This is a genomic window from Parabacteroides sp. D25, assembly GCF_000307475.1.
Taxonomy (GTDB): Bacteria; Bacteroidota; Bacteroidia; order Bacteroidales; family Tannerellaceae; genus Parabacteroides; species Parabacteroides distasonis.
Map to the genome: position 1 here is coordinate 48,948 of NZ_JH976500.1, position 11,971 is coordinate 60,918.

Sequence of the window (11,971 nt, forward strand, 5' to 3'; positions counted from 1 at the left end):
ATTCTCGTCTTGATGAAAAAAGATTTTCTCCTTGATGAAAATAGATTCTCATCATAATGAAAAAAGATTTTCACCCCGATGAAAATAGAAAGTTTTCCCCGTAAACTGTTTCTCTTTCGAAATAATTTATGTATGTTTGCTCAAACTCAAAACGAATTGCATAACATGAAGCACATGTCTATATTGGCGGTCTCTTTGCTGGCACTCGTGGCCTGCACGCCTGAAAAGAAACAGGAGGCGGATTACTCGCAGTATGTGAACCCCATGATCGGTACGGATTTTACCGGCAATACCTACCCGGGAGCCCAAGTTCCTTTTGGTATGGTACAATTGAGCCCGGATAACGGTTTGCCGGGTTGGGATCGCATCTCGGGGTATTTCTATCCGGATACGACGATCGCCGGCTTTAGCCATACGCACCTTTCCGGTACGGGGGCAGGCGATTTATACGATATCTCTTTTATGCCCGTGACCCGTCCTTATAAAGAGGCCCCGGCGCCGTTAGGAATCTATTCCACGTTCTCGCATAATGACGAGGCGGCTTCCGCAGGATATTACCGGGTATTGCTGAAGGATTATAACATTAACGTGGAGCTTACGGCTACCGAGCGTTGCGGTATCCAGCGGTATACCTTCCCGGAGGCCGAGGCTTCGGTATTCTTGAACTTGAAGAAGGCGATGAATTGGGACTTTACCTTGGATTCCAAGATCGAGGTGGTAGACTCTACGACGATTCGTGGATACCGCCTATCCCAAGGCTGGTCTCCCTTGCAGCATGTTTATTTCGAGACCCGTTTCTCTAAGCCTTTCGTGGCTTGTCATATGGATACGACTTCTATCGTGACCAAGGAAAAAGGTTGGATCGGTACGGCCTATGTGGCCCGTTTCGATTTCAATACGAAGAAGGATGAGGAAATCCTTGTCACGACCGGAATCTCTGGCGTCAGCATGGAGGGAGCGGGAAAGAATTTGCGTGCGGAAGCCCCGAAGGATGATTTCGATTACTATCAAGCGCAGGCTAGCGCGAATTGGAACCGACAGCTTTCCAAGATTGAGGTGAAGAGCCGGAATACAGACGATATGGTGAAATTCTATACGGCCTTGTATCATTCCATGATCGCCCCGACGATCTATAGCGACGTGGATGGTTCTTATTACGGCCCGGATCAGCAAATCCATAAAGCGGACGGATGGACGAATTACTCTACTTTCTCTTTATGGGATACCTACCGTGCCTCCCATCCGTTGTTTACGTATACGGAGCCGGAACGGGCGAATGATATGATCAAGGGTTTCTTGAAGTTCTATGAGCAGAACGGGGCTTTGCCTTTATGGAACCTTTATGGCTGGGAAACGAATATGATGATCGGTTATCATGCGGTGCCCGTTATCGTAGACGCTTATCTGAAAGGTATCGGTGATTTCAATGCCGAGAAAGCGCTGGAGGCTTGTATAGCGACAGCCAACCGGGATGACTATCGGGGTATCGGCGATTATAAGAAGTTGGGCTACGTACCGGCTTATAGCGATCCGAAAAAATGGGAGAACTGGTCTTTATCGAAGACCTTGGAGTATGCCTACGATGATTATTGCATCGCTAAGATGGCTGAGAAGATGGGTAAGAAAGAGATCGCCGACGAATTCTTTAAACGTTCACAGAATTATCATAATGTGTACAATCCGGCAACTTCCTTTATGCAGCCTCGTGATGAGAAAGGAAACTTTGCCGCTAATTTCAGCCCCGATGATTATACGGAAGATATTTGCGAGAGCAATGGTTGGCAATATTTCTGGTCCGTGCCGCAAGATCTGGACGGTTTGATCGGATTGGTAGGAAGTAAGGAACGTTTCGCCGAGAAATTGGATAGTATGTTTACCTATGTCCCCAAATCGGATGAGGAATTGCCTATCTTTAGTACAGGCATGATTGGTCAATATGCGCATGGAAATGAGCCGAGCCATCATGTGATCTACTTATATAATAAGGTCGGCCAGCCTTGGAAGACCCAGAAATACGTGGCTCAGGTATTACATGACTTGTATCTGAATGCTCCGGACGGTATTTGCGGTAATGAGGACTGTGGGCAGATGTCCGCTTGGTTTGTGTTCAGCGCCATGGGATTCTATCCGGTTGATCCGATCAGCGGCCAATATGAGATCGGTTCCCCGTTGTTCCCGGAGGTGAAGATGCATGTAGGCAATGGCAAGATCTTTACGGTTTTGGCTCCCGAGGTCTCTGCGGAGAATATTTATATCCAATCCGTGAAGCTGAACGGACAACCTTATGATAAGAGTTATATCACCCACGAGCAAATCATGAGCGGGGCGACATTGGAGTTCGTCATGGGCAGCCAGCCGGGACCGGTATGGTATACGAACGAATGAAATAGCTCTCTATGATATAATGAAGAGAAGTGCCGTGGTCATATCGCCACGGCACTTTTTTTAATCCGGTTCATGCGAATCTTTCCCATAAGCCTTGACAATATCCTTTACGATGTACCAGAGTACGAACACGACCATTATGCTTCCGATCAATATCTTTCCCACTCTTATGATAGAATCGATGTATTCTTCCATAATGTTATTATTTAAGAGATTACCGTTCGAGGTAAATGTACGGATAAAAATCGGGAAATAAGTCTATGTCTCTAAGATAATTCAGATATTTGTTCTATTTTTGAGCATTGTATAAATGATTAAATATAATAGCATGTTAAAACAAATGATAGCCTTGACGGCTTTGATGGTGTCATCCATTGCTTTTGCGCAAGACCGGGAGTATGTAATCGTGGTACATGGTGGTGCGGGGGCGATGGCCGGATTGGAGGAAGATCCGGTTAAGTCGGCTCAATATTACGCCGCATTGGACTCCGCTTTAATGATTGGAGATAAGGTCCTTTCTGCGGGAGGCGAGGGGCCGGAAGCGGTGATGGCCGTAATCAATTACTTCGAGGGAAATCCGTTGTTTAACGCCGGAATTGGTGCTACCTGTACGGTGGAGGGAACTTTTGAGTTGGACGCTTCCATCATGGAAGGCAAGGATTTAAGCGCAGGCGCTGTAGCTGGCTTAAAACACGTGAAGCATCCGATCAATGCCGCCTATGCCGTAAAGACAAAATCTCCGCATGTCATGCTGAGCGGAGCCGGTGCTGAGGAGTTCGCCAAGGAACAAGGCTTGGAAATGGTAGAAGACAATATGTATTTCGCTACGCCCAAGACGATGGAGTGGATCGAGAAGTTAAAGCAAGAAAGTAAGAAGAACGGTACGGTAGGCTGTGTCGTTCTGGATAAGCAAGGAAACTTAACGGCCGGGACCAGTACCGGCGGTATGTTCAAGAAACGTTGGGGGCGTATCGGTGATTCGCCCGTGATCGGGGCGGGAACGTATGCGGATAATAACAGTTGCGCCGTCTCCTGTACGGGGCATGGCGAGTATTTTATCCGTCATGCGGTAGCGTTCGATGTGTGTGCCCGCTATAAATACCTTAAGGAAAGCGTAGAGAAAGCGGCGGATTATATCATCCATACGGAATTGAATACGAACGCCGGCAACGGCGGCTTGATCGCCGTGGATAAACTAGGAAATATCGCCATGCCTTATAACAGTGGCGGTATGTTCCGCGGATTCTTGTATAAGGAGAAAGGTAGCCCGGAAATTAAGAAGGGCTGCGGTATCGGAAAGAAGATCGTTGTGGTAGGGGAAAAGTAGTTTTTTGTATCTTTACGCCAAATTCAGGATAGAATGGCGAAAACAAAAACCGTATATGTCTGCTCTAACTGTGGCGCTGATTCCCCGAAATGGCTGGGTAAATGCCCGAATTGTGGGGAGTGGAACACTTATGTAGAGGAGATCGTAACAAAGGAGCCTGCCGTGAAGCGGCCAGTTCCCGGTATTATGGAGGGCAATAAGATCCGTCCGGTGTTATTGCGTGATATAACGACGGAAGAGGAGGCCCGTATCGATTTAAAAGATGATGAATTAAATAGGGTCCTCGGCGGAGGCTTGGTGAAGGGCTCTTTGGTCTTGATCGGTGGAGAGCCGGGAATCGGAAAATCTACCTTGGTCTTGCAAACCGTGTTGGGCTTGACAGGCTTGAAAACCCTATATGTCTCGGGCGAGGAGAGCAGTCGCCAGTTGAAACTCCGGGCGGACCGATTATCGCATGATAATCCGAACTGTTTCATCCTATGCGAGACGCATCTGGAACAGATTTTTACGCAAGCGGCCAATATCCAGCCGGACTTGATGATCATAGATTCCATACAAACCATCTTTACGGAAGTCGTGGAATCTTCCCCCGGCAGTGTTTCCCAAGTACGTGAGTGTAGTGCCGCTATCTTGAAATACGCCAAGGAAAGCGGTGTCCCGGTCTTATTGATCGGCCATATCAATAAGGAAGGCAGTATCGCCGGTCCGAAGGTATTGGAGCATATCGTGGATACGGTGTTGCAGTTTGAGGGCGATCAGCATTATATGTATCGTATCCTGCGGAGCATCAAGAACCGTTTTGGCAGTACGGCGGAACTAGGGATTTACGAGATGCGCCAGAACGGGCTTCGTGAGGTCAGCAATCCATCCGAGTTATTATTAACCCAGAATCATGAGGGACTGAGCGGTGTCGCCATCGCCGCCGCTATCGAGGGGGTACGTCCTTTCTTGATCGAGACGCAAGCCTTGGTCAGCTCGGCGGTTTACGGTACGCCGCAACGTAGCGCCACCGGATTCGATTTACGCCGAATGAATATGTTATTGGCAGTATTGGAGAAAAGGGCGGGTTTTAAGTTGATCCAGAAAGATGTTTTCCTGAATATCGCCGGAGGTTTGAAAGTGAATGATCCGGCTATCGATTTGGCGGTAATCAGTTCCATCCTTTCTTCTAGCTTGGATATCAGCATCGAGCCGGGTGTTTGTATGGCTGGCGAGGTGGGCTTGTCCGGAGAGATCCGTCCGGTCAACCGTATTGAGCAACGTATCTTGGAGGCGGAGAAGCTGGGTTTCTCCCGGATTATCATTCCGCATAATAATCTAAAAGGTTTCGATACGGCGAAGAGCAAGATTCAAATCGTACAGGTAAAGAAAGTGGAGGAAGCCTTTCGGCAACTATTCGGTTAATATATAATAAACAATGATAAAAGAATTACAACTCAGGATATTGCCGGAAGAGGCTGTTAATGAGCAATCGCTAAGGCAAGTAGTAGCCCGTGAGACGGGTGAGGCTCCGAAAAATATCCGGGCCGTACGTGTATTGAAACGTTCGATAGACGCACGCCAGCGAACGATATTTGTCAACGTGAAACTGCGTGTTTTCATGAACGAGATGCCTAGCGAGCCGGAATATCAATTGATAGAGTATAAAGATGTCTCGGCAGGGAAACCTGTGATCGTCGTAGGAGCCGGTCCGGGAGGTCTGTTCGCCGCCTTGCGCTTGATAGAGTTAGGTTTGCGCCCCATCATCGTCGAGCGAGGTAAGGACGTGCGGGAACGCAAGAAAGATATCGCCTTGATCAGTCGTGAGCATAAGGTGAACGGAGAATCAAATTATAGTTTTGGTGAGGGCGGTGCCGGCGCTTATTCTGATGGAAAGCTGTATACCCGTAGCAAGAAAAGAGGCTCGGTAGATAAGATACTGAATATCTTTTGCCAGTTTGGGGCAAGTCCCTCTATCTTGGCGGATGCCCATCCGCATATCGGAACCGATAAGCTCCCCCGTGTGATCGAGAATATCCGGGAGCAAATCAAGCGATGCGGAGGTGAGGTACATTTCGAGACCCGTATGGATGCTTTTATCATGAAAGAGAACGAGGTGATCGGCATCGAGACGAATACGGGAAAGAGCTTTTACGGGCCTGTTATCTTAGCTACCGGCCATTCCGCCCGTGATGTCTATAACTATTTATACGAACGCCAGATCCAGATCGAGGCGAAAGGGATCGCAGTCGGTGTTCGTCTGGAACATCCTCAGGAATTGATCGACCAAATCCAGTATCATCGGAAAGAAGGTCGTGGGAAATATCTTCCTGCGGCAGAGTATAGTTTTGTGACGCAAGCGAATAACCGGGGCGTCTATTCCTTCTGTATGTGTCCGGGAGGTTTCGTAGTTCCTGCGGCGAGCGGACCTAAGCAGGTCGTGGTAAATGGAATGTCGCCTTCTAACCGGGGTTCCCGCTGGTCTAACTCAGGGATGGTGGTAGAGATCCGTCCGGAAGATTATTCCGAACTGGTAGGGCAGGAGGAGCTTTATCTTCGGAATGGCGAGAAGGTGGATGCGGACTCCCCATTAGCGTTGATGGCCTTTCAGGAACGTCTGGAAGAGGTCTGTTGGTTGAATGGAGGCATGAAGCAAACGGCTCCCGCCCAGCGCATGGATGATTTCATGCGGAAGAAGAACTCTTTCGATTTACCGGTTTCCTCGTATACGCCGGGTCTGCTGGCCTCTCCGTTGCATTTTTGGATGCCGGAATTCGTGACCAGTCGCCTGCGGGAAGGTTTCCGTTATTTCGGTAAGGTCTCTAGAGGCTTCTTGACCAACGAGGCAACCATGATCGGCGTAGAGACCCGTACATCCGCTCCGGTTCGTATCGTCCGTGATCGGGATACCTATCAACACGTCACGGTAAAAGGTCTTTTCCCTTGCGGTGAGGGAGCGGGGTATGCGGGAGGAATCGTATCCGCTGCCATCGACGGGGAACGTTGTGCGGAAGGAGTGTATAATTTAGAATCCAATAAATAAGAAAAATGAAAAGTGGTATGAAAATAGGAATATCCCTTTGTCTGGGAGTTCTTATGTGTTTGAATGCGGGTTGTACGGGAAAGAAGTCTGCTGCGGAAGAGCCGGAATTAACGTACAGTAATCCTTTGTCGGTCCAGTTTGGCGATCCATACGTATTGTTGGCCTCGGACGGACGTTATTATATGTATGGTACCGGTGCCGGGGCTGTAGACGGTTTTTGCGCCTATTCTTCCGATGATTTGATCCATTGGAAGTCGGAAGGGCAGGTTTATCGGGGTAATACGCCCGATTCTTGGGCAATCGCTAATTTCTGGGCGCCGGAAGTGTACGAGCGTGACGGGAAGTTCTATATGTTCTTCAGCGCGGATTGGCGGAAGAATCCGACCAACGAGGAGGAAAATTTCCGTATCGGCGTAGCTGTGTCGGATAAGCCGACCGGACCATTTAAGGAATTGGCCGATGCTCCTTTGTTCGATCCGGGATATCCTGTAATCGACGGAAACTTGATCGAGGATGAGGATGGCCGTACCTATCTCTATTATTCCCGTTGTTGCTATAAGCATCCGGTAGAAAGCGAGATCGCCGATGAGGCAAAGAAGAAAGGCATGTTCGACTCCGTTGAGGAAAGCTGGATTTACGGGGTGGAGGTCGCTCCGGATCTTACGCACGTGATTGGGGAACCCGTACTTCTGCTGCGTCCACCCGTAAAATTGGATGATGCGCAAAGTGAATGGGAAAGTCGCTCGGTTACCAAAGGGGAGGTCGGACGTCGTTGGACGGAAGGCTCTTTCATGCTACGTCACAACGGCTTGTATTATATGATGTATTCCGCTAATTATTTTGGCGGGGCAAATTATGCGGTGGGATATGCCGTGTCCGAACATCCGTTAGGACCGTTTGAGAAGGCATCTAATAATCCGGTGCTGGAGAAGAACGTGGAAAAAGGCGGTATCGTCACGGGTACCGGACATAATAGCGTTACTTGGTCGAAGGACGGAAAACAAATGTATTGCGTTTATCACGGGCGTACCCAGAAGACAGGGGATGAGCGGGTCGTATTCATCGATAAAATGCGAATCGATGAGAATGGCCTTCTAGTCGTGGAAGGCCCTACCACCGATCCGCAATCTATTCAATAGTTATTTATCTCTTCCAGCAACGCCACTCGTTCCAACGAGAACGTAGTGTCGTTGCGTTGGATATATTCCAATAGCTCTTTCGCTCTTGCCCGGAGTTTATTACCTTGCGCCTCCGGCAAAAGGAAACTTTCTTCCAGCAAGGTCTTGGTCGCCAGCTCCATGCGTTGGAGGCCACACGAGTCATCACCGTCCAGATAAGTGCGGATGCCGTCGATAGGCGTGTTCAGCAAGAAATCGTTATCCAGTTTTAAGGATGTGTAGACGGATTGGATTAACTCGGGGTTCTTGCGTGCCCCATCGTTGGAATTACGATTGAAGATGATCTGAGCGATCACTTTGCCCAGTTCCTCGATCTGTACCATGATGAAATCTCTCTTTAACATAGGAGTGGTGAATTATTCGATCGTTATACTTTGGATGCGGATGTCTTTCTTCGGACGGTCATTCTGGTCTTTCGGCTGGGTGGCGATCTGATCCAGAACGTCGAACCCCTCCGTCAGCTCCCCGAAGATCGTATAAGTGCCGTCCAGATGATGGCAACCGCCTACGGTGGTATAAGCCTTCCGTTGCTCGTCCGTAAATAGCAAATGCCCGGGAGTTGCTTGAATAACGGAGTCTATTTGGGCGTTGATCGCTCTCAATCGCTTCTGGTACTCCCGTTTGTTACTCATCTTTATCATATTCAGCTCCGCACGTACCGGCGCGTAAAACTCCTTCAGGGCCTTTTGCCGGGCCGGATAGTTGGCGGTACGCTCTAACGTATCCAGTTCGGTTTCCCTATAGACCTTCCCCTGCACGATAAAGAATTGCGACATATCCGATTTCTTTTGCGGGTTGATATCGTCCGGTTGGCGGGGAGCGGCCAAGGCTCCTTTCTTATGGAAATATTTCTCGTTGATCTCGGGCGGTATCTCGGCGGAAGGATCTCCAAAGCCGCATTTGGCACCGGCGGGAGCGTTCTTGGAATCCGGGGCTCCTCCTTGGATCATAAACTCCGGCAGGACACGGGTGAATAAGGTCCCGTTGAAATCCCCCCGTTTTGCCCGTTCGATGAAAGTACGGGTGTGATTAGGCACATCATCGTACAGGATGGCTTTCATCGTACCTACGTTGGTTTTAATCACGACTGTCTTTCCCGCTTCTTGCGCAGAGGTGGCTGTCAAGCATAGGAATAGTGCTGATAAAATATAATAGATCTTTTTCATGAGATTTTAATTTGAAAGGTAAATATAGGCGTTATGTTGTAAAACACAAAGTAAATGCCTAACTTCGCGTCTTTATTAATAGGTAATAAGATTTTTAAAGATTTTGGCATGGATTGGATAAACGATTTATTATGGGGAGAAGGTATCGGGCACTCCATTCTTTTACTATCTTTCGTGATTGCCGCCGGCATCCAGTTAGGAAAGATAAAGGTATTTGGGATTTCACTTGGGATTACCTTGGTGTTGTTTGTTGGTATTATTTTAGGGCATTTCGGGTTTACGGTTAACCACAATGTGATTCATTTCTTTAAGGAATTTGGATTGATCTTATTTGTTTATTCGGTAGGTATGCAAGTAGGGCCGGGTTTCTTCTCGTCGTTTAAGCAGGGGGGGATCACGTTGAATATGCTTGCCTGTGGAATTGTCTTCCTTGGCGTGGCTACGGCTTTGGTATTGCATTTCGTGACAGGTATTCCGATGCCTACGATGGTGGGTATTTTATCGGGTGCGGTGACGAATACTCCGGGATTGGGTGCGGCTCAGCAGGCTTATTCCGATATGTACGGGGTTTCTGATAATACGATCGCCTTGGGTTACGCCGTGGCTTATCCGCTGGGCGTGATCGGTATTATTCTTTCGATCATTTTCGTACGTTACGTATTCCGTGTGAATTTCGATAAGGAGAATGACGATTTGAATAAGGAGGATGCCTCGCATACGAATGAGGCGAAGCCGATCTCGCTGGTCGTAAAGAACCCGGCGGTTTTCGGTAAGACGGTAGGGGAGTTATCCGGTTTGATGGATCATCTGGATTTCGTGATCTCCCGTGTATGGCGTAATGATAACAAGCAGATCGAGATCGCTTCCGCCGGTACGATCTTGAATGAGGATGATAAGATTTTCGTGATCACGACCGATCAAGATGCCGATTCCGTAAAGACATTCATCGGCGAGGAGATTGACATGGAGCGTAAGCAATGGATTCGTATGGAAAGCCAGTTTATCAACCGACGTATCTTGATTACAAAGCCGGATTTGAATGGCAAGAAACTGGGACAATTGAAATTACGCAAGTTATACGGTATCAATATCACCCGTATCAACCGTGCGGGCGTGGATTTGGTAGCTACGCCGGGTCTGACGTTGCAGGTGGGCGACCGTGTGAATGTGGTAGGTACCGAGACGGCCGTGTCTAACGTGGAGAAGGTATTGGGTAACTCCATGAAACGTTTGAACGAGCCGAACTTGATCACGATCTTTATCGGCATTGCCCTCGGTATTGTCTTGGGGAGTATTCCTATCACGTTCCCGGGCATTCCGCAACCGGTTAAGTTAGGTTTGGCGGGAGGTCCGTTGATCGTGGCGATCTTGATCAGCCGTTTCGGTTACCGCTATAAGTTGGTTACCTATACGACCCAGAGCGCAAACTTGATGTTGCGTGAGATCGGTATCACCCTCTTCCTCGCTTGTGTGGGTATCAGTGCCGGCGATGGTTTTGTGGATACGATCGTGAACAATGGTGGATTCGCTTGGATCGGTTACGGTTTCATTATCACGACGATTCCTTTGCTGATCATCGGTTGTGTAGGCCGTTATTTCTATAAGATCAATTATTTCACCTTAATGGGCTTGATCGCCGGTAGTACGACGGATCCGCCCGCTTTGGCTTACTCGAACGCTACGGCTGGAAACGACGCTCCTTCCGTAGGTTACGCTACGGTATACCCCTTGACCATGTTCTTGAGGGTACTTACGGCGCAATTATTGATCTTGTTCTTCGCTTGATGCGGTAGTTATAATGGTGCCGTCTTACACGTATATCGGCATTGCCTCACACGTATATCGACGTTGGCCTATGAGAGCGTAGGCGTGAGGCGATGTCGGTATACGTGCTGGATGGAGTTGACGCCGGGGAAAATAAAAAGCATAGATGTATTAAATTTATCAGTTTAAAAGGCGATGTTATTCGTAACATTGCCTTTTTTGTTAGCTTTGTGGGAGTATAATCTAATTTAATATCGTGGAAAGAATGAGTGTAGAGAAGAAAAACGCTTATATCGGAGTGGATTTAGGGGGGACGAATATGCGTGCCGGCCGTATCGTAGGGGATCGATTAGTGGCTCAGGGGAGCGCCCCGACTCCCAAGGACGCCGCGGATTGCGGGGAGACATTGGAGGCTTTGATAGAGGTGATCCGTTCCGTGTGGGACGAGAGTGTGGTAGCTATCGGTATCGGTGTGCCGAGTGTGGTGGATCGTGAGAAGGGGATCGTATATAACGTGGTGAATATCCCGCATTGGGAGGAGGTACATTTGAAGGAGATCTTGGAGGCTTGCTTCTCCGTGCCGGTTTATGTGGATAACGACGCGAATTGCTTCGCTCTGGGTGAGCGTATCTTTGGCGAAGGAAAGACGGTTGATAACTTCGTGGGCCTCACCTTGGGTACGGGCTTGGGGGGTGGAATTATCCAGAATGGCAAGCTGTTGGCCGACGCTAATTGTGGCTCGGGAGAGTTTGGCATGATTCCGTACCAAGGACAGATCTTGGAATATTTCTGTAGCGGTTCCTATTTCATGAACGTATGGGGCGTGGATGGGAAGGAGATGTACACCCGTGCGATGCGGAAGGACGAGCAGGCGCTGGAGGCTTACCGGCAGTTGGGCGTACATGTGGCCGCCGCTATCAAGATCGTGGTATTGACGGTAGATCCGGAGATGATCGTCTTCGGAGGCTCGGTGACCGCCGCCCATGAGTTGTTTGAGGAGAGCATGTATGAGGACTTGAAGGATTTCGCTTATCCGAACTCTATCAAGAACTTGAAGATACGTTTCTCTAAGCTGGAGAATCCGGGGCTATTCGGTGCCGCTTCCCTTTGTTATGATAAATAAAGACGG

10 protein-coding genes are annotated in these 11,971 nt (G+C 48.7%); 7 read left to right on the plus strand and 3 right to left on the minus strand.

Annotation, left to right across the window (positions count from 1 at the left end; genetic code table 11):
* Positions 1-78 precede the first annotated feature (78 nt).
* A complete protein-coding gene (locus tag HMPREF0999_RS00160) occupies positions 79-2,385 on the plus strand; it encodes a GH92 family glycosyl hydrolase (RefSeq protein WP_005858252.1) in 2,307 nt (768 codons plus the stop codon).
* 60 nt (positions 2,386-2,445) lie between these two features.
* Here the strand turns inward: HMPREF0999_RS00160 and HMPREF0999_RS23100 are convergent, their stop codons facing one another.
* Positions 2,446-2,580 carry a hypothetical protein gene (locus HMPREF0999_RS23100; protein WP_005858250.1) on the minus strand — a complete coding sequence of 45 codons (135 nt, stop codon included), beginning with the start codon at positions 2,578-2,580 and terminating at the stop codon, positions 2,446-2,448.
* 133 nt (positions 2,581-2,713) lie between these two features.
* On the opposite strand from HMPREF0999_RS23100, the gene HMPREF0999_RS00165 reads away from it, so the two are divergent.
* The 4 genes from HMPREF0999_RS00165 to HMPREF0999_RS00180 are packed head-to-tail and all read left to right on the plus strand — an operon-like array spanning position 2,714 to position 7,873.
* Positions 2,714-3,712, plus strand: coding sequence for an isoaspartyl peptidase/L-asparaginase family protein (locus tag HMPREF0999_RS00165; protein ID WP_005858249.1), 999 nt, complete (start codon positions 2,714-2,716; stop codon positions 3,710-3,712).
* Between the two features lie 33 nt (positions 3,713-3,745).
* Complete coding sequence (gene radA / locus HMPREF0999_RS00170; protein WP_005858247.1) at positions 3,746-5,116, plus strand: DNA repair protein RadA; 1,371 nt, start codon at positions 3,746-3,748, stop codon at positions 5,114-5,116.
* A gap of 13 nt (positions 5,117-5,129) precedes the next feature.
* Entirely contained in the window at positions 5,130-6,734 is a 1,605-nt protein-coding gene (locus HMPREF0999_RS00175; RefSeq protein ID WP_005858245.1) for an NAD(P)/FAD-dependent oxidoreductase, read from the plus strand.
* Positions 6,735-6,751: 17 nt separating this feature from the next.
* Positions 6,752-7,873: a glycoside hydrolase family 43 protein gene (locus HMPREF0999_RS00180; protein ID WP_009274810.1), complete on the plus strand. Its 1,122-nt coding sequence runs from the start codon at positions 6,752-6,754 to the stop codon at positions 7,871-7,873.
* On the opposite strand, the gene HMPREF0999_RS00185 is transcribed toward HMPREF0999_RS00180, so the two are convergent.
* Together HMPREF0999_RS00185 and HMPREF0999_RS00190 are read right to left on the minus strand one after the other, a co-directional pair.
* A complete protein-coding gene (locus tag HMPREF0999_RS00185) occupies positions 7,867-8,256 on the minus strand; it encodes a hypothetical protein (RefSeq protein ID WP_009274811.1) in 390 nt (129 codons plus the stop codon). The genes HMPREF0999_RS00180 and HMPREF0999_RS00185 overlap by 7 nt on opposite strands.
* Positions 8,257-8,268: 12 nt before the next feature.
* Positions 8,269-9,078, minus strand: coding sequence for a peptidylprolyl isomerase (locus HMPREF0999_RS00190; protein ID WP_009274812.1), 810 nt, complete (start codon positions 9,076-9,078; stop codon positions 8,269-8,271).
* Between the two features lie 108 nt (positions 9,079-9,186).
* Here HMPREF0999_RS00190 and HMPREF0999_RS00195 point away from each other — a divergent pair, with 108 nt between their 5' ends.
* Positions 9,187-10,863: a putative transporter gene (locus HMPREF0999_RS00195; RefSeq protein WP_029257245.1), complete on the plus strand. Its 1,677-nt coding sequence runs from the start codon at positions 9,187-9,189 to the stop codon at positions 10,861-10,863.
* Positions 10,864-11,107: 244 nt separating this feature from the next.
* Positions 11,108-11,965 (plus strand): ROK family protein, encoded by an 858-nt coding sequence (locus tag HMPREF0999_RS00200; protein ID WP_009274814.1) that lies wholly within the window; start codon positions 11,108-11,110, stop codon positions 11,963-11,965.
* Positions 11,966-11,971: the final 6 nt, after the last annotated feature.